The organism is Faecalibacterium prausnitzii, assembly GCF_003287495.1.
Lineage (GTDB): Bacteria > Bacillota > Clostridia > Oscillospirales > Ruminococcaceae > Faecalibacterium > Faecalibacterium prausnitzii_I.
The window spans coordinates 14,035-35,809 of sequence record NZ_PRLE01000010.1; the positions used below are offsets into that span (position 1 = coordinate 14,035).

General features: G+C 59.4%; 20 protein-coding genes and 1 riboswitch. Of the genes, 16 read left to right on the top strand and 4 right to left on the bottom strand.

Annotated elements, in window-relative coordinates; all coding sequences use genetic code 11:
• Positions 1-20: 20 nt before the first annotated feature.
• Together mscL and C4N22_RS12385 are read right to left on the bottom strand one after the other, a co-directional pair.
• Positions 21-473, bottom strand: coding sequence for a large conductance mechanosensitive channel protein MscL (gene mscL / locus C4N22_RS12380; protein ID WP_022257806.1), 453 nt, complete (start codon positions 471-473; stop codon positions 21-23).
• 78 nt (positions 474-551) lie between these two features.
• Positions 552-2,243 carry a M3 family oligoendopeptidase gene (locus C4N22_RS12385; protein WP_112149178.1) on the bottom strand — a complete coding sequence of 564 codons (1,692 nt, stop codon included), beginning with the start codon at positions 2,241-2,243 and terminating at the stop codon, positions 552-554.
• 163 nt (positions 2,244-2,406) lie between these two features.
• Positions 2,407-2,502, top strand: a riboswitch (THF riboswitch).
• Positions 2,503-2,664: 162 nt separating this feature from the next.
• On the opposite strand from C4N22_RS12385, the gene C4N22_RS12390 reads away from it, so the two are divergent.
• From C4N22_RS12390 to C4N22_RS12420, 7 genes are all read left to right on the top strand, one after another.
• Positions 2,665-3,180 (top strand): folate family ECF transporter S component, encoded by a 516-nt coding sequence (locus C4N22_RS12390; RefSeq protein WP_112149179.1) that lies wholly within the window; start codon positions 2,665-2,667, stop codon positions 3,178-3,180.
• 14 nt (positions 3,181-3,194) lie between these two features.
• The gene (locus tag C4N22_RS12395) at positions 3,195-4,460 is read left to right on the top strand and encodes a bifunctional folylpolyglutamate synthase/dihydrofolate synthase (protein WP_112149180.1); all 1,266 of its coding nucleotides are present in this window, start codon (positions 3,195-3,197) and stop codon (positions 4,458-4,460) included.
• A 586-nt stretch (positions 4,461-5,046) separates the two neighbouring features.
• On the top strand, positions 5,047-6,423 hold the full coding sequence (locus tag C4N22_RS12400; protein ID WP_112149181.1) for an MATE family efflux transporter: 1,377 nt from the start codon (positions 5,047-5,049) through the stop codon (positions 6,421-6,423).
• 36 nt (positions 6,424-6,459) lie between these two features.
• Entirely contained in the window at positions 6,460-7,212 is a 753-nt protein-coding gene (locus C4N22_RS12405) for an exodeoxyribonuclease III (protein ID WP_112149182.1), read from the top strand.
• 15 nt (positions 7,213-7,227) lie between these two features.
• Positions 7,228-7,713, top strand: coding sequence for a COG2426 family protein (locus C4N22_RS12410; protein WP_112149183.1), 486 nt, complete (start codon positions 7,228-7,230; stop codon positions 7,711-7,713).
• Between the two features lie 72 nt (positions 7,714-7,785).
• Positions 7,786-9,174: a Sapep family Mn(2+)-dependent dipeptidase gene (locus C4N22_RS12415; RefSeq protein WP_112115898.1), complete on the top strand. Its 1,389-nt coding sequence runs from the start codon at positions 7,786-7,788 to the stop codon at positions 9,172-9,174.
• 3 nt (positions 9,175-9,177) lie between these two features.
• The gene (locus C4N22_RS12420) at positions 9,178-9,597 is read left to right on the top strand and encodes a DUF3842 family protein (protein ID WP_022257798.1); all 420 of its coding nucleotides are present in this window, start codon (positions 9,178-9,180) and stop codon (positions 9,595-9,597) included.
• Between the two features lie 71 nt (positions 9,598-9,668).
• On the opposite strand, the gene epsC is transcribed toward C4N22_RS12420, so the two are convergent.
• Entirely contained in the window at positions 9,669-10,340 is a 672-nt protein-coding gene (gene epsC, locus C4N22_RS12425) for a serine O-acetyltransferase EpsC (protein ID WP_112149184.1), read from the bottom strand.
• A gap of 123 nt (positions 10,341-10,463) precedes the next feature.
• Positions 10,464-10,853, bottom strand: coding sequence for a hypothetical protein (locus C4N22_RS12805; protein ID WP_146746531.1), 390 nt, complete (start codon positions 10,851-10,853; stop codon positions 10,464-10,466).
• Here C4N22_RS12805 and C4N22_RS12430 point away from each other — a divergent pair.
• The 9 genes from C4N22_RS12430 (at position 10,828) to C4N22_RS12470 (ending at position 21,511) form a co-directional block, all read left to right on the top strand.
• Positions 10,828-12,015, top strand: coding sequence for a dihydroorotase (locus C4N22_RS12430; protein WP_112149185.1), 1,188 nt, complete (start codon positions 10,828-10,830; stop codon positions 12,013-12,015). The genes C4N22_RS12805 and C4N22_RS12430 overlap by 26 nt on opposite strands.
• A 50-nt stretch (positions 12,016-12,065) precedes the next feature.
• Positions 12,066-12,932 (top strand): orotidine-5'-phosphate decarboxylase, encoded by an 867-nt coding sequence (gene pyrF, locus C4N22_RS12435; RefSeq protein ID WP_112115896.1) that lies wholly within the window; start codon positions 12,066-12,068, stop codon positions 12,930-12,932.
• Positions 12,913-13,683, top strand: coding sequence for a dihydroorotate dehydrogenase electron transfer subunit (locus tag C4N22_RS12440; RefSeq protein WP_112115895.1), 771 nt, complete (start codon positions 12,913-12,915; stop codon positions 13,681-13,683). Before pyrF ends, C4N22_RS12440 begins: the two co-directional genes overlap by 20 nt.
• Positions 13,683-14,609: a dihydroorotate dehydrogenase gene (locus C4N22_RS12445; RefSeq protein WP_112149186.1), complete on the top strand. Its 927-nt coding sequence runs from the start codon at positions 13,683-13,685 to the stop codon at positions 14,607-14,609. The genes C4N22_RS12440 and C4N22_RS12445 overlap by 1 nt, the downstream gene beginning before the upstream one ends.
• Positions 14,610-14,746: 137 nt before the next feature.
• A complete protein-coding gene (gene pyrE / locus C4N22_RS12450; RefSeq protein ID WP_022257791.1) occupies positions 14,747-15,340 on the top strand; it encodes an orotate phosphoribosyltransferase in 594 nt (197 codons plus the stop codon).
• Between the two features lie 18 nt (positions 15,341-15,358).
• Positions 15,359-16,465: a carbamoyl phosphate synthase small subunit gene (locus tag C4N22_RS12455; RefSeq protein WP_112115894.1), complete on the top strand. Its 1,107-nt coding sequence runs from the start codon at positions 15,359-15,361 to the stop codon at positions 16,463-16,465.
• A gap of 1 nt (position 16,466) precedes the next feature.
• Entirely contained in the window at positions 16,467-19,718 is a 3,252-nt protein-coding gene (gene carB / locus C4N22_RS12460) for a carbamoyl-phosphate synthase large subunit (RefSeq protein ID WP_112115893.1), read from the top strand.
• A 161-nt stretch (positions 19,719-19,879) separates the two neighbouring features.
• Positions 19,880-20,188: an HU family DNA-binding protein gene (locus C4N22_RS12465; RefSeq protein ID WP_112115892.1), complete on the top strand. Its 309-nt coding sequence runs from the start codon at positions 19,880-19,882 to the stop codon at positions 20,186-20,188.
• Between the two features lie 135 nt (positions 20,189-20,323).
• A complete protein-coding gene (locus C4N22_RS12470) occupies positions 20,324-21,511 on the top strand; it encodes a DEAD/DEAH box helicase (protein ID WP_022256526.1) in 1,188 nt (395 codons plus the stop codon).
• Positions 21,512-21,775 lie beyond the last annotated feature (264 nt).

The window sequence follows — 21,775 nt, forward strand, 5'->3', positions numbered from 1 at the left end:
GGACTTTTTGTGTCTGAAACTTAATCGTTGATCTCCGGGAAGCCCTCGAGCTTGGTGGTGCAGTGGGGGCAGCGGACTGCCTTGATGGCGATTTCGCTCTGGCAGTAGGGGCACACCTTGGTGGTGGGCTCTGCCGGGGCCTCGGGCTCGGCGGGCTTTTTGTGCAGAGCGTTGACGGTCTTGATGACCATGAACAGCACAAATGCCACGATGAGGAAATTGATGATGGCGTTGATGAACGAGCCGACGCCGATGGTCACATCGCCAATGTGGATGCCGACATTCGAGAAGTCCGCATTGAAGAACAGGCCGATGGCGGGGTTGATGATATCATTGACCAGAGAGTTCACGATGGCTGTGAACGCCGAGCCGATGACCACACCAACTGCCATGTCCAGCACGTTGCCGCGCATGGCAAAGGCTTTGAATTCTTCCAGAAACTTTTTGATGCCTTTGATTTCTTTTTCTGCCATAGCAATACCGCTCCTTTTACGCCCGGTGGGTTGATTTTCTACCTATTATAATAACGGATTTGGAGCGGTGCGTCAACATCAGACCTGATGCGCGGCGATCCACTGGCCCATCTCCTGGGCAATGGCCTTGATGGAGCCATCCATGAACGGCACTTTCAGGCCGGCAGTCTCGCACAGCTCGGTGTAGCTGGCCAGACCGGCCCGACGCACCAGCTTGAGATAGCGCTGCCATGCATCCTTGTGGTCCTTGAGGCTGAGCAGGAAGAACTGCAGGGCAGCCATGGTGGACAGGCAGTAGTCGATATAATAGAACGGGCACTCATAGATGTGGAGCTGACGCTGCCAGCCGGCACCACGGCCATAGAACGGCAGGTTGTCAAAATCTACCCAGGGGCGGTATTTGTGCTCCAGCTCCAGCCAGACGGCGTTCCGCTCGTCGGGGGTCAGGTCCGGGTTCTGGTACATCTTGTGCTGGAACTCGTCCACGATGCAGCCGTATGCCAGGAAGAGGAAGCTGTCCTCGGCGTGCTGCAGGGCGTATTTATCCACGTCCTTGCCAAACAGCAGCTTGTGCCAGGGCGCGGTGAGAAACTCCATGGCCATGGAGTGGATCTCAGCACTCTCCATGCCGGGGCACTCGAGGTCGGCGGGGACATGGGGGTCCCGCTCGGCCACGTAGCCCTCAAAAGCGTGGCCGCACTCATGGGTCAGCACGTCCACATCCGCAGAGGTGCCGTTCCAGTTGGCAAAGATAAAGGGGGCCTTGTAGCTGGGCAGGCTGGTCATATAGCCGCCGTTCATCTTGCCGGGGCGGCTCTCCACGTCAAACAGCTCATTGTCCTGCATGAAGTCGATGAACTCGGCCGTCTCGGGGCTCAACTCATGGTACATGGTGCGGGCAGCGGCCATCCGGGCATCATAGCCCTCGATGGGCTTGGGGTTGCCGTCCTTGAACGAGACGGGCAGATCACAGAACGTGGGATGCTCGATGCCCGTCCGTTTGGCCTTGAGGGCAATCACTTTCTGCAGCTCAGGGACCACATCGTGGGCCACCTGGTCGCGGAAGCGCTGGATCTCCTCGGGGCCGTAGCCAATGCGGTTCATGCGCACATAGGAGAGCTCACTGTAATCGTGGTAGCCCATGAGCTTGGCCTGAGCGTTGAGGTTTTTGACGATCTTGGTGTACAGCTCGTCCAGCTCGGCGCGGTGGGCGTCGAAGTAACCGGCCTCAGCCTCATAGGCGGCCCGGCGGGTCTTGGCGTCCAGGCTCTCCTTGTAGGGGCCCAGCTGGGGGATAGTGAGCTGTTTGCCGTCCAGTTCCACCAGAGCACCGCCGTAGATCTGCTGGTACTGGCTGACGAGGGCGTTGTACTCTTTCTGCAGGTCCAGCGTCCGCTCGTCCATGCCCAGCACGGCGTTCTTCATGCCGGCCACGCAGGTGGTGCCCAGAGCTTTGGTCAGGGCATCCACATGGGGGTTGGAGAGGAACGCGCGGCTGATCTCCACGCTGGCGTTGGAGACAGCAGGACCGTTGGCGTCAAAGAAATCCTGCTCGGCTTTCCAGTAGGCGTCACGGGTGTCGCAGGTGTAGTGGATGTTGGCCAGGTTGGAGGCCGTGGTGTAATCGGCAAAGGCGCGGCTCTGCTCATAGTAGGTCTCGACAATGGCTTCGTCGCTGTCAGCGGCAGCAGCCTTGGCGGCCAGCTGCTTGCACTCGGCCAGCAAAGCGTCGATGTCGGGGCGGGTATAGGTCATCTCATTGAATTTCATAGAGAACGTCCTTTCTTATCACATGTTAGTCCCATCTTATCACGTTTGGCGGGAAAAAGAAAGACCACTAAGCACATCTGCTAAAAATGTGCGATACATTTTAGCAAATGTGATGCACCGTGTGGTTGAAAAGCCACGGAAAAAGGCATATAATAACAGTATCAACAGAGTAAGGCCATGTGCGTTAAGTGCCGCATCAACGGGGAGTTGTGCTGCGGACGAAGGGCGACCCGCGGTGCATGGCCTGCATCCCGCTGCTGCATGGACTTGGGTGCAGGCGCGGGCCGCTTGCGGCTCAGTGCCTGGAAGTGAAACTTGTTGGATTCACGCCCTCCTTTGTGCGGTTTGTCACACGGGAGGGCGCTTTATTTTGAACGTCCTCTCCGGAAAGATTCCTTTTTCCTAAGGGAGGACAATTGATATGAAAAGCGCAAAAAATTCAACCCGCACCCTGACAGTGCTGGCCCTGCTCATCGCCATGAGCATCGTGTTCAGCCGGGTGCTGAGCATCTCCACGGGCTTTGTCCGGTTCAACCTGGGCAGCCTTCCCGTGCTGCTGGCGGGCATCGTGTTCGGGCCCGGGGCAGGTTTTGCCGTGGGTGCGCTGGCGGATATGATCGGCGGTATCCTGGCGGGCTACGCCATCAACCCGCTCATCGCGCTGGGGGCGGCCTCCATCGGCCTTGTAGGCGGCTGGCTCTGGCAGACTCTGCCTCACACCCTGCGGCTTGGCCAGCGGCTCCTGCTCAGTGTGGTGGCGGCCCATGTGGTGGGCTCTATCATCATCAACTCGCTGGCGCTCCACATTTTTTATGGCTACGCCTGGAGCGTGCTGGCAGCCCGTGTCCCCAACGCGCTGATTCTGACGGCGGTGAACACCGTGCTGCTCCGGCTGCTGATGGAGAATAAGGCTGTGATGGCAGCCGTGAAAAAGTAAAGAAGGCTTATGGTATGAATTACGAATCGGCATTGGAATACATCCACGCGGTGCAGTGGGCGGGCCACAAACCCGGTCTGACCCGTACCCGTACGCTGCTGGCGGCGCTGGGCGACCCGCACAAACAACTCAAATTTATCCATGTGGCGGGCACCAACGGCAAGGGCAGCACTGCCGCCATGCTGGCCTCCTGTTTGCAGGCGGCCGGGTACCGCGTGGGCCTGTACACCTCGCCGTTCATCAACCGCTTCAATGAGCGGATCCAGGTCAACGGCCAGCAGATCCCGGACGAGGAACTGGTGCGGCTGGTGGAGCGGGTAAAACCCGCTGCCGATGCCATGGCCGATGTGCCCACCGAGTTTGAGATCATCACGGCACTGGGAATGCTTTACTTTGCCGAGCGGCACTGTGACATCGTGGTGCTGGAGGTGGGTCTGGGCGGCACGCTGGACTCCACCAATGTCATTGACCCGCCGGAGTGCGCGGTCATCACGGCGCTGGGCATGGACCATGTGAAAGAGCTGGGCCCCACCATTGCGGACATTGCCGCAGCCAAGGCGGGCATCATCAAACCGGGGAGCCCGGTGGTGAGCTACGGCGGTGTGCCGGAGGCGGATGCCGTCATCGTCCGGGTGGCAAAAGAGCGGAACGCCCCGCTGACTGTGGTGGATTTTGACAAGCTGAAATTCGAGGGCGGTGATCTGGATGCCGTGACCTTTGATTTTGATGGCCTTGATGGCGTGAAGCTGCCCCTCATCGGCAGCTACCAGCCGCGGAACGCGGCCGTGGCCATCACGGCCTTGCGGGTGCTGCGGGGCAGGGGATGGAATATCCCGGAAGAGGCCATCCGCAGGGGTCTGGAAACGGTGAGCTGGCCGGGCCGCTTTGAGCTGCTGCGGCATACCCCGCCGTTTTTGCTGGACGGCAGCCACAACGCCCACGGGATGCGGGCCACGGTGCAGAGCCTGAAAGACCGCTTCCCCGGCGAAAAGTTCGTCTTCCTTGTCAGTATTATGGCAGACAAGGATGTGGACGAGATGCTGGCCCTGCTGGCCCCGCTGGCAAAGCAGTTTGTAACGGTAGCGGCCCACACTCCCCGCGCGATGCCCGCCGAGACGCTGGCCGGGCATATCCGCGCCCGGGGCTGCAAAGCCGAGGCGGCTCCCAGCATTGAAGCAGGCGTGGCCCGGGCCGTGGCGTTGGGCGGGGATGGCCCGGTGTGTGCACTGGGAACCCTCTACTTCTCCGGCGACGTGCGCACAGCATTTGAAAATTTGTGATTCCGCAATTTGGCTCCCCTGCTAGGACAGACTCCCTCCGGCCGGAGGGAGATGTCGCGTTCGCGACAGAGGGAGGCCAGCTGGACGCGCCAAAGCGCGGCCTGAGAGGTTTTATTTCCAATAAAAATGCAAAAAGAAAAAGCGATGGCCCTTGCAGGTAGGCCATCGCTTTTCTTTGTCCCCACGGGGGGACAACAGGGTAAATGATAAGAAGGTAAATGAAGAAAATAGCAATATATAATAAAGAAGAAGAAAGAACACAGAAACAGGGATGGAACGTTGTGTTCAACAACCTGTCCTGTTGGATACAACAATAGCACGCTTACCGGAAAAATGCAAGAGATTTTTGAAAAATTTTTCTTACAGAAGTAGAAAAATCACACTTTTCCATAAAATGTTGCAAAGAGTGACCGGGGAAAGCGGCGCGTGGGGAACAGCACTCCCGGCGGGGAGCCATGTACCTCAAAAGCCGGGCGGGCTTTGCAGTGGGAAGATGCATCCAGCGCTTTACAAGCACCGGGCGCTGTGCTAAGATAAACCTGTATTGCATAAAATCAGAGAGCATATTTTAGAGGGAACAAAACCCATGGGAGAAAAAACAAAACAAAGTACAAAAGCGCCGCTCTTTGGCGGGCGAGAGCTTTTATTCAGCCAGCGGGAGTTGTTGCTGCTGGTGGGGCCGCTGCTGGTGGAGCAGCTGCTGGAAGTGACAGTGGGCATGGCGGATACCATGATGGTGTCCCGCTGCGGCGAGGCGGCCATCTCGGGTGTCAGCCTGGTGGATATGATCAACAACCTCATCATCGTGCTGTTTGCGGCACTGGCCACCGGCGGCGCGGTGGTGGTGAGCCAGTATCTGGGAGCACGGGAACAGAAAAAGGCCGACGCAAGCTCCGGCCAGCTCATCCTGCTCAGCGCACTGCTGGGCGCGGGTGTGGCGCTGTTCTGCTTTGTGCTGGCCCGGCCCATGCTCCGGCTCTGCTATGGGTCCATTGAAGCGGACGTGCTGGACGCGGGCGTGCTGTACTTAAAGATCACGGCCCTGAGCTACCCCTTTTTGGCGCTGTACAATGCGGGCGCGGCCCTCTTCCGCAGTATGGGCAACTCCAAAATTTCCATGCAGATCAGTGTGCTCATGAACATCATCAACATCGTGGGCAACGCGGTCTGCATCTTTGGCCTGAAAATGGGAGTGGACGGTGTTGCCTGGCCCAGCGTCATTTCCCGCGTGGTGGCGGCGGCCCTCATTCTGGTCCGCTGCTACCAGAAAGGCCACGCCCTCACCGTGCCCAAGACCATCAAGCTGGATGGCAAGATGGCAAAGCGCATCCTGGGCATCGGCATCCCGTCTGCCTTTGAGAACAGCCTGTTCGAGGCCGGGCGCATTCTGGTGGTGAGCATGATCTCCACCTTTGGCACGGTGCAGATCGCGGCCAATGCCGTGGCCAATAACCTCGATGGCATGGGCACCATCCCGGGCAAGGCGCTGGGCCTTGCCATGATCACGGTGGTGGGCCGCTGCATCGGTGCGGGCGACAGTGAGCAGGCCGTGTACTATACCAAAAAGCTGATGGTCTGGGCCTACATCGCCATGGGCGTGTTCAACGGGGCCATTCTGCTGTTCCTGCCGCAGATCGTAAGTATCTATGCGCTGTCCGGTGCAACGATGCAGCTGGCCATCCTGCTGGTGCAGATCCACGCCGGGTTTGCGATCCTGCTCTGGCCGGCCTCGTTTGTGCTGCCCAACGCCCTGCGTGCCGCCAACGACGTGAAATTTACCATGGTGACCTCCATCCTCAGCATGGCCATCTGGCGGCTGGGTTTCAGCTACCTCATCGGCGTGCATATGGGGCTGGGTGCCATTGGTGTTTGGATCGCCATGGTGGTGGACTGGGTCTGCCGCGTGGTCTGCTTTGTGCTGCGGTTCCGCAGCGGCGTCTGGAAAACGAAATACATTGCGTAACCACAACGTGAAAAATTACAGATTGGAGCAACGGATATGAAACTCATCAGCTGGAACGTCAATGGCCTGCGGGCCTGCCTGACCCACGATTTTGCCGCAAGCTTTGCCGCGCTGGACGCCGACGTCTTTTCGGTACAGGAGACCAAGATGCAGCCGGGCCAGGCGGATTTTGCGCCGGAAGGCTACACAGAATATACTTACTCGGCGGAGAAAAAGGGCTACAGCGGCACGGCCTGCTGGTGCAGGACCCAGCCGCTGGCCGTGACGACGGGCATTGGCATCGACCAGCATGACCACGAGGGCCGGGTGCTGACGCTGGAATATCCGGAGTTCTATCTTGTCAACTGCTACACCCCCAACAGCCAGGACGGCCTCAAGCGGCTGGATTACCGGATGCAGTGGGAAGACGATTTCCGGGCCTACCTGTTGGGGTTGGACGCAAAAAAGCCGGTCATCCTCTGCGGCGACCTGAATGTGGCTCATACCGAAATGGATATCAAGAACGCCAAGACCAACCGGATGAGCGCCGGCTTTACCGACCAGGAGCGGGCCAAGATGACCGAGCTGCTGGCGGCTGGCTTTACGGACAGTTTCCGTGCCCTCCACCCGGACGAGGTAAAGTACAGCTGGTGGAGCTACCGTTTCCATGCCCGGGAGAAGAACGCGGGCTGGCGGATCGACTATTTTATTGTCTCCAACCGCGTTGCCGATAAGATCAGAGTGGCGGAGATCCACAACGAGGTGTTTGGCTCGGATCACTGCCCGGTGGAGCTGGTCATTGACCTGTAAACAAGGAGTATTTTTATGATAAAGAATTACCTGCTGGTCTTCCTGATCTCGATGTTCCCCCTCATCGAGCTGCGCGGTGCCATCCCGGTGGGACTGGGGCTGGGCCTGCCCATCCTGCCCACCTACCTCGTCTGCGTGGTGGGCAACATGATCCCGGTGCCGTTCATCTACCTGTTTGCCCGCAAGTTCCTCATTTGGGGCTATCACAAGCCGGTCATCGGGCCGTTCTGCCGCTTCTGCATCAACAAGGGCGAAAAAGGCGGCCGCGCGCTGGAAGCCAAGGCCGGGCGTGGCCTGGTGGTGGCGCTGCTGCTGTTTGTGGGCATCCCGCTGCCGGGCACCGGTGCCTGGACTGGTACGCTGGCGGGCTCCATCCTGGATATGAAATTTAAAGATGTGCTCATTGCCTGCATGGGCGGCGTGCTGCTGGCGGGCATCATCATGGGTCTGGCCAGCGCCGGGCTGCTGGGAGCTGTGAGCACGCTTTTTGCAGTGAAATGACTAGCAATCTGCTATGAAATATGCTAGAATGAGTACGATGTGTCGCTTACGACAAAGAAAGGACGAACCAACATGGATCAGGCATTGAACCAGAAGATCGACGCGTTTATTGCGGCGAACAAAGAACAGATCTTGCAGGACATTGCAGCCCTCGTTGCCATCAACAGCGTGGAGGGGGAGCCCGCGGAGGGCGCTCCCTACGGCGTGGGCCCCCGTGCAGCCCTGGATAAGACCCTGGAGCTGGCGGCAGGCATGGGCTTTGCCACCCGCAACTGTGAAAATCACATCGGCTATGCCGAGCTGGCGGGCGCGGACCCGGAAAAGTATCTGGCAACCATCTGCCATGTGGACGTGGTGCCTGAGGGCAATGGCTGGACGGCAGACCCCTTTACCATGCAGATCAAGGACAACTACATGATCGGCCGCGGCGTGGCAGACGATAAGGGCCCCATGGTGGCGACCCTGTATGCCCTGAAGTTCCTCAAGGAGGAGGGCGTCTCCCTGCGCTATCCCATCCGCGCCCTCGTCGGCGACAACGAAGAGACCCACATGCGCGATGTGGACTACTATCTGGAGCACTACAAAGCTCCCGTCTTCTGCTTTACCCCGGACGCGGAGTTCCCCGTCTGCAACGGTGAGAAAGGCCAGTTCAACGGCAAGCTGGTCAGCCCGGTGTGCAATGGCGAGATCAAGGAGTTTGTGGGCGGTGTCGCCAACAACGCGGTGCCGGACCGTGCCAGCGCTCTGGTGGAGACCGATATCACCAAACTGAGCAATGCCCCCAACATCACGCTGGAGCCGGAGGGCAACGGCGTCCGTATCCGCGGCTGGGGCAAGAGCGGCCACGCCGCCATGCCGGAGGGTACCGTGAACGCCATTGGGCTGGTGGTCAACTACCTGCTGGACAATAACCTCTGCAACGACGCCGAGCGCGAGTACCTGAAAGCCATCCAGAAGCTGCACAGCTCCACGGCCGGTGAGGGCCTGGGCATCCAGTGCGCCGACGGCCCCTTTGGCCCCCTGACCATCATTGGCGGGCGTATTTATATGGAGAATGGCCGCATCGTCCAGACGCTGGACAGCCGTTTCCCCACCTGCACCGACGGCGAGACCATCGAGAAGCAGATCAAGGCCGCCATTGGCAGCGGTGCCGAGCTGACCGACATCGGCGTGAACAAGCCGTTCTACATCGAGGCGGACACCCCCGCCATCAAGGCCTGCATCGACACCTACAATGAGGTGACGGGCGACCACGCCACCCCGTTTACCATGGGCGGCGGCACCTATGCACGCCACTTCCCCTATGCCGTCAGCTTTGGCCCGGAGCACGCGGAGCTGCCCATCCCCGAGTTCGGCGGCCCGATGCACGGTGCCAACGAGTCCGCTCCCATCGACAAGCTGCTGGAGGCCCTGAAGATCTACATTCTGGCCCTGCTGCGGCTGGAAGAGATCGACTTCTAAGCCATGCGGGTGCTGGTCATTGATGGACAGGGCGGCGGGCTGGGCCGTCAGCTGGTGACGGCCATCACGGCCCTCTGCCCGGAGGTGGAACTGACCGCCGTGGGCACCAACAGTATGGCCGCTTCGGCCATGCTCAAGGCGGGTGCCGCCCGGGCGGCTACCGGCGAGAATGCCGTGGTGGTCAACGCCCGCCGCGCGGACATCATCGTGGGGCCCATCGGTATCGTCATTGCAGATGCCCTGCTGGGCGAGATCACTCCCGCCATGGCGGCGGCCATCTGCCAGGCGGACGCCAAGCGGGTGCTCATCCCGGTGAACCACTGCGAGAACTTCGTGGTCGGCGTGCCGGAGGGGCCCGTCAGCCAGCTGGTGCAGACTGCGGCTCAAAAAGTAAAAGAGCTGTGCACCACAGGCTGTAAATAAGCGGAAACAACAAAAGCAGGTACGTTTGAGGAAACTCAGACGTACCTGCTTTTTGCATCTTAAAATAAGGGTCAATTCTTCCGGCGTTTGGCCAGCTGCTCGGCGGTAGGGGGAATGTCGCCCTGGGCGGCGCGCTCGATGGCGCTGATGCGGCGGTCCAGCTCGGTGAGGCGCTGGGCGGTGACATCGGGCAGGTCCTGCTGGTCGAGGTCGTCCGAGGGGACGATGGCCTTGTTGTTGATGCGGACCACCTCGGCGGGGACGCCCACGGCGGTGCAGTTGGCGGGCAGGTTGTGCAGCACCACGCTGCCGGCACCCACACGGGCGTTATCGCCGATGAAGACGGGGCCCAGCACCTTGGTGCCCGCGCCGATGAGGACGTTGTTGCCCAGGGTGGGGTGACGCTTGCCGGTGTCCTTGCCGGTGCCGCCCAGAGTCACACCGTGGTAGATGGTGCAGTTGTCGCCGATCTCGGTGGTCTCGCCAAAGACGATGCCCATACCGTGGTCGATGAACAGGCACTTGCCGATCTTGGCACCAGGGTGGATCTCGATGCCCGTTTTGTGGCGGCCATGCTGGCTGACCCACCGGGCCAGGAAAAAGTGCTTGTGCTCATACAGCCAGTGTGCTACCCGGTGATACACCAGAATATGGAAACCGGGGTAGAGCAGAATGACCTCCAGCACGTTGCGCGCGGCGGGATCTTTGCGCTGGATGTTGCGTGCGTCCTCCAATAAGCTCATGGAAGAGCCCTCCTTTATATACAATGTTCCCAATGCAACGCCGCCCGTCTCTTGGCGGCCCTCTCTTTTGTGCTCCTTTATAATAGCACAGGTGAACTTTAATGTACAGTGAAACGGTAGGAATTAGACCGGATTTTTTGCGGTTTGCCTGCCCGGCGGGGGAGCGTGGTGGATTTTCGGTAGAGTAGCTAAAAATCCGGGCAATGAGCGGCAAACCTTTTTACAGGAAAAAAGCGCAGAAGCATTGACACATTTTGCGTTTCTATGATAAAATATATCGAAATAAATCGCAAACTGAAAAGGAGAAAACACGATGCAGGCTAAAATGATGCGCGCAAAACTGAAAAAGCAGTTTGCAGCCGTTTTTGCTGTGGGTTCGTTGTTTCCTTTTTTCGCATTTTGAACTTTTCCATTGTGGAAAAGTTCTTTTTTTTGCCCGTCCGCGGGCAGTCCGCCCATTGAAACCGAAACAGGGAGGTAAATTGAGATGCTGCTCATCAATGCTGTGAACACCGAGGGGTACCCCCTCGAAATCTACATTCGGGACGGCAAGATCGCTGCCGTCGGCCAGGATCTGAGCGCGCTGGCCGGTGAGGGCGAGACCGTCCTCGATGCAGGCGGCCTGACGGTGCTGCCCGCCTTTGTAGATCTGCACTGTCACTGGCGCACCCCGGGCTTTGAGTACAAAGAGGACATCGGGACCGGCAGCCGGGCGGCTGCGGCAGGCGGTTACACGTTCGTGAACCTGATGCCCAACACCAAGCCCGTCTGCTCCTCGGCGGCACAGGCTGAGATGGTGGAACAGAAAGCCGCCGAAATCGGTCTGTGCGACGTGAACCAGACCGTCTCCATCACCAAGGACTTTGACGGCAAGACGCTGGACCACCTCAAGACCCTGCCCGCCAGCGTGAAGTTCATCACCGAGGACGGCCACGGCGTGCAGGACAACGCCACGATGGCCCGGGCATTCGCCATCTGCACCCAGCGGGACATCACGGTGATGAGCCACGCCGAGGATATGGAGATCAGCCCCTGGGACTACCGCCTGGCCGAGGATCTGGAGACCGTCCGCAACTGCTGGCTGAGCGAGTATTACCAGACCAAGCTCCACATGTGCCACGTTTCCACCCGGGGCGCCATCGAGGCCATCCAGATGGCAAAGCTGCACGGCGCTCCCGTTACCTGCGAGGTGACGCCCCACCACCTGTGGTTCACCAACGATGTCTGCGATTACCGCGTCAACCCGCCCATCCGGACGGCGGACGATGTGCAGGCACTGGTGGACGCCATCCGGGCCGGTGTGGTGGACGCCATTTCCACCGATCACGCGCCCCACTCCGAGGAGGACAAGCTGAAAGGCATGGCCGGTATGGTGGGCAGCGAGACGGCGTTCGGCGTCTGCTATACCAAGCTCTGCAAAGAGGAGGGCCTGCCGCTGGAGCTGCTGGTCCACCTGATGAGCACCCGCCCGGCAGAAATTCTGGGCCTGGCCAAGGGTCAGCTGGAGCCGGGCTACGACGGCGACTTTGTGCTGGTGGATCTGGAGCACCCCTATACGGTGGACAAGGACAAGCTGCACTCCAAATCCCACAACACCCCGTTTGATGGAGCCGAGCTGTACGGCAAGGTGTACGCCACCGTCAAGGGCGGAAAGCTGACCTATCAGGCGGAGTGACCCGGTTTAGTAGATTCATTTATATATAAGAGAGTATGGAGGAACCAATTATGACGAACATGGATAAGCTGTACGAGGCAGTAGAGGCCCGGGGCCCGGTCTGCGTGGGTCTGGATACCGATTTCAGCTACCTGCCCGCTGATTTTGTGGATAGCACCCTGTCCAAGGGCGAGAACATCGTCCGCTTCAACAAAAAGCTCATCGACGCCACCAAGGCGGTAGCAGGCTGCTACAAGGTGCAGATCGCATACTATGAGTCTCTGGGTCTGGAGGGCCTGAAAGCCTACGCCGACACCCTGAAAGCCGTCCGTGAGGCAGGCGTGCCCGTCATCGCTGATATCAAGCGCGGCGACATTGCCAAGACCGCTGAAATGTACGCGATGGGCCACTTTACCGGTGATTTTGAGGCCGACTTCGTCACGCTGGCTCCCTATATGGGTCTGGACTCCATCAGCCCCTACCTGCCCTACGCGGAGAAGCAGGGTAAGGGCATGTTCGTGCTCTGCCGCACCTCCAACGGCGGTGCCAAGGACTTTGAGTACGAGAAGCTGGCCGATGGCCGTCACGTTTATGACCTGGTGGGTGACAAGCTGAACGCTCTGGGCAAGGACTACATGGGCGAGCATGGCTACTCCTCCATCGGTCTGGTCATCGGCGGCACCCACATTGAGGAGGCCACCGAGATCCGCGCCAAGTATCAGGACAGCTTCTTCCTCATCCCCGGTTACGGCGCGCAGGGCGGCAAGGCCGAGGACATTGCCCAGTACCTGACCAAGGGCAACGGCGGCGTGGTCAACTCCAGCCGCGGCATCCTGCTGGCCTACAAGAAGCAGCCCGGCACTGCCTTTGACGAGGCTGCTTACAATGAGTGCGTGAACATGAAGGAGGCCATTGCCCATGCGTGCAGCCTGCTGTGAGGCCACTGTCCTGCGCCATGAGGTGATCGCGGACGACATCCGTCTGCTCCGTGTCCTCTGGCCGGACCGCGACCATGCGCCCCATGCGGGCCAGTTCTTCACCCTGCGGGCCTGGGGTGCCGACGAGGCCCCGTTCCTCTCCCGGCCCATCAGCGTCCACAAGTGGGAGCCCGAGACCCAGACGGTGGAGTTCCTGTATCAGGTCATCGGTGAGGGTACCCACAAGCTGGCAGCCCTGAAAGAGGGCGACAGCTTCCAGCTGACCGGCCCCATGGGCAACGGCTTTGATGTGGAAAGCCTGACCAAAACTTACAAAAAATTCGCCGTCGTGGGCGGCGGCATCGGCACCGCGCCCATGTATCAGGTGGCGCGGGAGCTGGCGGCGGCGGGCTGCAAACCGGATGTGTTTTTCGGCTTCCGGGACAAGCCCTACTGCATGGAGGAGTACCGCTCCATTGCAAACCTCGTCAAAGTCTCGACCGACACGGGCGCTGTGGGCTTCCATGGCTTTGTGACCCAGCTGTATGACCCGGCGGATTATGACGCGGTGCTGGTCTGCGGCCCCACGGTCATGATGAAGAACGCCGCCCGCCTCTGCGCCGAGAAACACACCCCCTGCTTTGTGAGCCTGGAGAAAAAGATGGCCTGCGGCATCGGGGCCTGCCTGGGCTGCACCTGCGAGACCAAGAGCGGCGAGGGCAAGAGCGTGTGCAAAAACGGCCCGGTGTTTGATGCAACGGAGGTGTTCTGATGGCAGACCTGAAAACGAACCTGCTGGGGTTCAGCATGAACAGCCCCATCATCGGTGCTTCCGGCACCGTGGGCTACGGCGTGGAGTACGAGGAGCTGGCGGATTTTAGCAAGATCGGCGGCATCTCGGGCAAGGGCCTGACCCTGCACGGCCAGTACGGCAACAAGGGCGAGCGGCTGTGGGAGACCCCCTCCGGCCTCATCAACAGCATCGGTCTGCAGAACCCCGGCGTCCAGCACTTCATTGATGTGGAGCTGAACGAGATGCTGGAGCTCAAGCAGAAATACGGCACGGTGGCCATCGCCAACCTGGGCGGCCACAGTGAGGAAGAGTACGTCGAGGGCGCGGCCATGCTGAGCGAGAGCGGCGTGGACATCGTGGAGCTGAACATCTCCTGCCCCAACGTCAAGGTGGGCGGCATGGCCTACGGCGTCAAGGCCGAGGCTGCCGGTGAGGTGGTGCGGATGGTTCGTGACGCCTGCAAAAAGCCCCTGATGGTCAAACTGAGCCCCCAGGCCGAGAACATCCCCGAGATGTGCAAGGCTGTGGAGGCCGCCGGTGCCGACGCCATCAGCCTGACCAATACGTTCCAGGCCTGCGCCATTGATCTGGAAAAGCGCAAGCCTGTCTTCAACAACATCTTTGCGGGCTTGTCCGGCCCGGCGGTGCGCCCCATCGCTTTGCGGATGGTCTGGCAGGCGGTGGGGGCTGTGAACATCCCCGTCGTCGGCCTGGGCGGCATTGCCACGGGCAGAGACGCGCTGGAATTCATCATGGCAGGTGCCACGGCGGTGCAGGTGGGTGCAGCAAACTTTGCCAACCCCCGCGCCATGGAGACCATTGCGGAAGAGATGGCCGCCTGGATGGATGCCCATGGCGTGAAGACGCTGGAGGAGATCCGCGGCTGCGCCCGCAACGCTGAATAAAACACCAATTACACGCATACGAATTGCAAATATGCATCTTGACAAAATAAAAGATGAATAAATTTGCGTTTCAACCAAAAGCGTGGTACAATACCGTAGAATACAACACATGGAACAAACAGAGAGGGAGAAGTACAATGAGTGAAGCAATTGAGATCTTGAAGAGCTGTGACGCGTTCCTGGAGGGCCATTTCCTGCTCTCCTCCGGCCGCCATTCCAGTGCGTACTGCCAGATGGCTTACCTGCAGCAGTACCCTGACCGCTGCGCCGAGGCGATGAAGGCTGTGGCGGAAAAGATCAAGGAGATGGACGTGGACGTCATCGTGGGACCTGCCATGGGCGGTATCGTCTATGCCTATGAGCTGGCCCGCCAGACCGGCAAGCGCGCCATCTTTACCGAGCGCGTGGACAATGTGATGACCCTGAAGCGCTTTGCCATCCACCCGGGTGAGAAGTGCCTCATCGCCGAGGACGTGGTCACCACCGGCATCTCCTCTCTGGAGACCAAGCGTGTCATCGAGGAGAACGGCGGCATCTGCGTGGGCATTACCTGCGTGGTGGACCGCACCAAGGCGGAGGCCCCGTCTCCCATCCCCATCGTGGCAAGCGCCCTCAAGCTGGACCTGCCCAACTATGCACCCGAAGAGTGCCCCATCTGCAAGGAGGGCAAGCTGCCCCTGGTGCACCTGGGCAGCCGCAAGATGAAGCAGGAAGCCAAGCAGACCCTGTAAGCACAAAGGAGTACCTCTATGAACGCATATCTTCTTTTGGCAAACGGCATGGTCTTTGCCGGGCAGTCGGTGGGCGCTGAGGGCGTCACCGTGGGCGAGGTCGTTTTTGCTACCGGTATGGTGGGCTTTGAGGAAACGCTGACCGACCCCAGCTACTATGGCCAGATCATCACCCAGACTTACCCCCTGATTGGCAACTACGGCATGAACAAGGATGATATGGAGTCCGACCGTGTCTGGGCCAAGGGCTATATTGTTCGCGAAGCCTGCAAGACGCCCTCCAACTGGCGCTGTGAGGAAACGCTGGACAGCTTTTTGAAGAAAAACAATACCATCGGCATCGAGGGCATCGACACCCGCCACCTGACCCGCGTCATCCGGGAGAGCGGCGTGATGAACGGTGCCATCCTGACGACCTTTGACCCTGCCGACCCTGCCAATCAGGCGGAGACGGACAAGCTCTTGGAGACCATCCGCGCCTATGCTGTCACCGACGCCGTCAAGAGCGTGACCTGTGCAGAGCCCGAGGTCTACAACGAAAAGGGTGAGACCCACATTGTGCTGATGCACTACGGCTGCAAGCGGAACATCGTCCGCTGCCTGGTCAAGCGTGGCTGCAAGGTGACGGTGATGCCCGCTTTTGCCACGGCCGAGCAGGTCAAGGCCCTGAACCCGGACGGCATCATGCTCTCCAATGGCCCCGGCGACCCTGCCGAGCCCGTGGAGGTCATTGAGAACCTGAAGCATATTTTTGAGCTGGGCATCCCGACGTTCGGCATCTGCCTGGGCCACCAGCTCAGCGCGCTGGCCGCTGGTGCCAAGACCATGAAGCTGAAATACGGCCATCGCGGTGCCAACCAGCCTGTGACGGATTTTGAGTCCGGCCGCACCTTTATCACCAGCCAGAACCACGGCTATGCAGTCGTGGGCGAGGAGCTGCCCGCCGAGATGGGCGAGGTGGCCCAGGTGAACGCCAACGACGGCACCTGCGAGGGCATCAAGTACAAGAAGTGGAACTGCTTTACCGTCCAGTTCCACCCGGAAGCAAACGGCGGCCCCAAGGACACCGAATTCCTGTTCGACCGCTTCCTGAACAACGTCAAAGCAGCAAAGGAGGCACGCTGAAATGCCTAAGGACCCCAGAATCAAAAAGGTACTGGTCATCGGCTCCGGCCCCATCATCATCGGTCAGGCCGCTGAGTTCGATTACTCCGGTACGCAGGCGTGCCGCGCGCTGAAAGCAGAGGGCATTGAAACGGTCCTGCTCAACTCCAACCCCGCTACCATCATGACCGACCCCGATGTGGCCGACCATGTTTACATTGAGCCCATGACCCTCGAAGTCGTGGAGCGCATCCTCGATCTTGAAAAGCCGGACTCCGTGCTGCCCAATCTGGGCGGCCAGATGGGCCTGAACCTCTCCATGGAGCTGGCCCGCTCCGGCTACCTGGACCGCACGGGCATCCGTCTGCTGGCCTGCAAGCCTGAGACCATTGACCGCGCCGAGGACCGTGAGCTCTTCAAGGAGACCATGGAGAAGCTGCACCAGCCCATCATCCCCTCCGAAGTCGTCGAGACGCTGGAGGATGCCCTGGCCTGCGCCGACCGCATCGGTTACCCGGTCATCGTCCGTCCGGCCTTTACCATGGGCGGCACCGGCGGCGGCATCTGCGAGACCCGCAAGAAGCTGATCGAGATCGGCACCAACGGCCTGCGTCTGTCGCCCATCCACCAGATCCTTGTGGAAAAGTGCATTGCGGGCTGGAAAGAGATCGAGTATGAGGTGATGCGTGACCACAAGGGCAATGTCATCACCGTCTGCAACATGGAGAACCTGGACCCCGTGGGCATCCACACCGGCGACTCCGTCGTCGTGGCACCCTCCCAGACCCTGAGCGACCACGAGTATCAGATGCTGCGCACCGCTGCTCTGGATATCATCACCGAGCTGGGCATTGAGGGCGGCTGCAACTGCCAGTTTGCCCTGAAGCCCGACAGCTTTGATTATGCCGTCATCGAGGTCAACCCCCGTGTGTCCCGCTCTTCCGCACTGGCTTCCAAGGCCACAGGCTATCCCATCGCCAAGGTGGCCACCAAGATCGCCATTGGCTACACGCTGGACGAGATCACCAACGATGTTACCGGCAAGACCTGCGCCTGCTTTGAGCCGGCTCTGGACTACATCGTGGTCAAATACCCGAAGTGGCCCTTTGATAAGTTCGTTTACGCCGATAAGTCCCTGGGCACCCAGATGATGGCTACCGGCGAGGTCATGAGCATCGGCAACAGCTTTGAGGCTGCCATGATGAAAGCGGTCTCCTCCATTGAGCTGGGCATGGACACTTTGACCCACAAGCCCTTTGAGGAGCTGGACGACGACGAGATCGTGGCCCATATGCATGTGCAGGATGCAGAGCGCGTCTTCTGCGTCTACGAGGCCCTCAAGCGCGGCATTGACCATCAGACCATCTACAACATTACAAAGATCGACTGGTGGTTCCTGGACAAGATGCAGCATCTGGCCAACCTCGAAAACGGCCTGAAGAAGTGCCACGGCACCCTGTCTGAGGCGCAGTATAAAGAGGCCAAGAAGTACGGCTTCCAGGACAAGACCATCAAGCGCCTGGCCGAGGTGGACGCCCTGCCCGTGGAGAATTACCGCGCCGGCTTCAAGATGGTGGATACCTGCGCGGCAGAGTTCTCCGCCAACACCCCCTACTTCTACTCGACGTATGACGGCGACAACGAAGCCGCTGAGTTCATTGCCGAAAAAGAGGCCAAGGCCGCTGCAAATGGCGAGCCCAAAAAGAAGAAAGTGCTGGTCTTTGGTTCCGGCCCCATCCGCATTGGTCAGGGCATCGAGTTTGACTACTGCTCGGTCCACTGCGTCTGGACGCTGAAAAAGCACGGCTGTGAGGCCATCCTGGTCAACAATAACCCCGAGACGGTCTCCACCGACTTTGATACCGGCGACCGCCTGTATTTCGATCCGCTGAACCCGGAGAGCGTGGACAACATCATTGCCACCGAAAAGCCGGATGCCTGCGTGGTCCAGTTCGGCGGCCAGACGGCCATCAAGCTGGCCAAGCATATGGACGAGATCGGCCTGCCCATTCTGGGCACCCCGGCGGACGCCATCGACGAGGCCGAGGACCGCGAACGCTTTGACGAGCTGCTGGAGCGCTGCAAGATCCCCCGTGCCCCGGGCCGCACCGTTTTCAATCTGGACGAGGCGCTGGCCGCTGCCGATGAGATCGGCCTGCCGGTGCTGATGCGCCCCTCCTACGTCCTGGGTGGCCAGAACATGATCGTGGCCTACACCAAGGCGGATGTCATTGAGTACATGGGCGTCATCACCGAGCATGTGGACATGGACCACCCGGTCCTGCTGGATAAGTACATTCTGGGCACCGAGTGCGAAGTGGACGCCATCTGCGATGGCGAAAACTTCCTGATCCCGGGCATCATGGAGCAGGTGGAGCGCACGGGCGTCCACTCCGGCGACTCCATCTGTGTCTACCCGGCACAGCACCTGACCCAGGCCGAGATCGACACCATGGTGGACTACACTGGCCGCTTTGCCCGTGAGCTGCATGTCACGGGTCTGGTCAACGTCCAGTATGCGGTGTCCAACGGCAAGGTCTACGTCATCGAGGTCAACCCCCGTTCCTCCCGTACCGTTCCGTACATCTCCAAGGTCACCGGCGTGCCCATGGTCGATCTGGCTGTCCGCTGCTGCCTGGGCGAGAAGCTGACCGATATGGGCTACGGTACCGGCCTGCACCCCAACGCGCCCTATGTGGCCGTCAAGGTACCTGTGTTCAGTTTTGAGAAACTGCACGGCGTGGACACCCAGTTTGGCCCTGAGATGAAGTCCACGGGCGAGGTGCTGGGCATTGCCCCCAACTACCACGATGCCCTGCTCAAGGGCCTCATTGGCGCGGGCTATACCTTTAAGACCCCCGGCCCGGCTTCCTGCTGCATCTTCACGGTGAAAGACAGCGATAAGCCTGAGTTTGTGGATATCGCCTGGAAGCTCAAGAGCATGGGCTACAAGCTCTATGGCACCTCCGGCACCTGCGCATGGCTCAACAAGCACATGGTGCCCTGCAACGAGGTGCGCAATATGTCCGGCGAGGCCCCCAACATCGTGGACCTGCTGCAGAGCGGCCTGGTGGACTATGTGTTCTCCACCAGCGCCAAGGGCCGCGACCCCAAGCGCGATTCTGTCCGCCTGCGCCGCAAGGCCGTGGAGCTGAGCATCCCCTGCGTCACTGCCGTGGATACCGCCAACGCTCTGGTCGACTGCCTGCGCAGCGACCACAGCATGAAGAACATCCCGCTGGTGGATATTGCAACGCTGTATCATAAAAATTAAGCAGGAATTTACACAATTCAAACTGTACAAATGCGGGCCGTGCGCAAAAAGACACCTTTTGTGCGCAATCTCTCGTAAAGAGGGCCCGCATTTGTTATACTCAACAACGCAAAATTTGCCAAAAGACGTTACTTTTGGACGTTCCAGGAGGATATTGATACATGACTCGTTCCCAGATGATTGAGACCGTGGCACGCAAGACCGGCTTTACGGAAGCTCAGGTCGAGACCACGATGGACGCTTTGTTTGATCAGATCGCCGACTGCCTGCGTGCAGACGAGAAAGTGACCATTGCCGGTTTTGGCCGTTTTGAGATGCGTCCCCGCAAGCCGAAGGCTTACACCAACCCCAAGACGAAGGTGTCCAGCCGTTTGGAGTCCACCTCCATCCCCGGTTTCAAGGCCAGCGGCCGTTTCAAGCAGAAGCTTGAAGTGGGCAAGGCTGCCAAGAGCGTCGAGGAGACTGCCTGATCTACCAGCATCCGAGCATGAGAGAGCTGCTTTTCCGCATTTGGCGGGAGGCGGCTCTTTTTTGCTGACAAGCGGCGCTTTTCATGATATACTGATGATAACAGAATCCAAAACAGAACGGAGTAATCAAAACCTATGCAGTACAGCGAATTACAGTGCAGTGAGGCCATCCACAAGGCCGTGGAGCGGATGGGCTTTGCGGAGATGACCGAGATCCAGGAAAAGACCATCCCTGTCATGCTGGCAGGCCGCGATGTCATCGCCAAAGCACCCACCGGCACGGGCAAGACCTGCGCCTTTGGCATCCCGGTGGCAGAGCATATTGATGCCGCCCTCAAGGCCCCGCAGGCTGTTATCATGGCTCCTACCCGGGAGCTGGCCCAGCAGATCGCAGAGGAGCTCACCGCGCTGACCTATTTTATGCCGGAAGTGGAAGTGGCCTGCGTCTACGGCGGCGCGAACATGGAAAAACAGGCAAAGCGCCTGGCAGAGGGCTGCCAGATCGTCGTGGCGACCCCGGGCCGCCTCATGGACCATTACAAGCACCACAACATTGACCTGAGCCATGTGACGCAGATCGTCCTCGATGAGGCCGATGAGATGCTGAACATGGGCTTTTACAAGGATGTCCGGCATATCATCGAGATGATGAAGAACCGCAAATCCCTCTCCATGTTCTCGGCCACCATCAGCCGCGAGGTCATGGACATCGGCTGGCTGTACCAGAACAACGCCGAGGAAATCACTGTCCAGCCCAAAGAGGAGAGCCAGCCCAAAATCACGCAGTACATGCTGGAGACCTCCGGCCGCAACAAGCTCTCTGACCTGGCCCAGATCATCATTGGCGAGGGCTACAAGCGTGTCATGGTCTTCTGCGATACCAAGTTCAACACGGCCACGCTGGCCAATCAGCTGGCCCGTCTGGGCTTCTCAGTGGACTGCCTGCATGGCGACCTCTCCCAGAAAGAACGGAACCAGATCATGCAGAACTTCCGGGACGGCAAACTGGCCATCCTGGTCGCCACCGATGTGGCCGCCCGCGGCATTGATGTTTCGGACGTGGATGCGGTCATCAACTATGACGTCCCCGGCGATAACGAGCACTACACTCACCGGATTGGACGCACGGGCCGCGCCAAAAAAGAGGGCGTCAGCTACTTGTTCTATGTGCCAGAGGAGAAAAAACGGGTGCAGGAGCTTCTCCGCCTGACCCGCAATACCGAGCTGTGCACGCCGGTCCACTTTGATTTCAACCATGAGCGGATCGTGGTGGAAAAGAAAAAGGACGAGGAAGATCGTTTCCAGATCAAGTGCTATTTCTAAGGGCGGAATAAGGGCTCCGGTGCGCTGCAAAAGCGTGCCTGGAGCCCTATATTTATAATAAGGAAGATACCTGTCAAAAATGAGGAGATGACGGGGAGAAAAACTGTCCGTTGTATACAAATGACAAGAAAAACGAAAAAACTTGTAAAAAACACTTGCCAAAGCCTCTTGAATGTGGTACTATATATGAGCGCCAAGCGCTGAGGCAAAAGAATGACTTCCAAAGCCTCAGCGAGAAGCCCTTGAAAAGAACCAATAGACGTT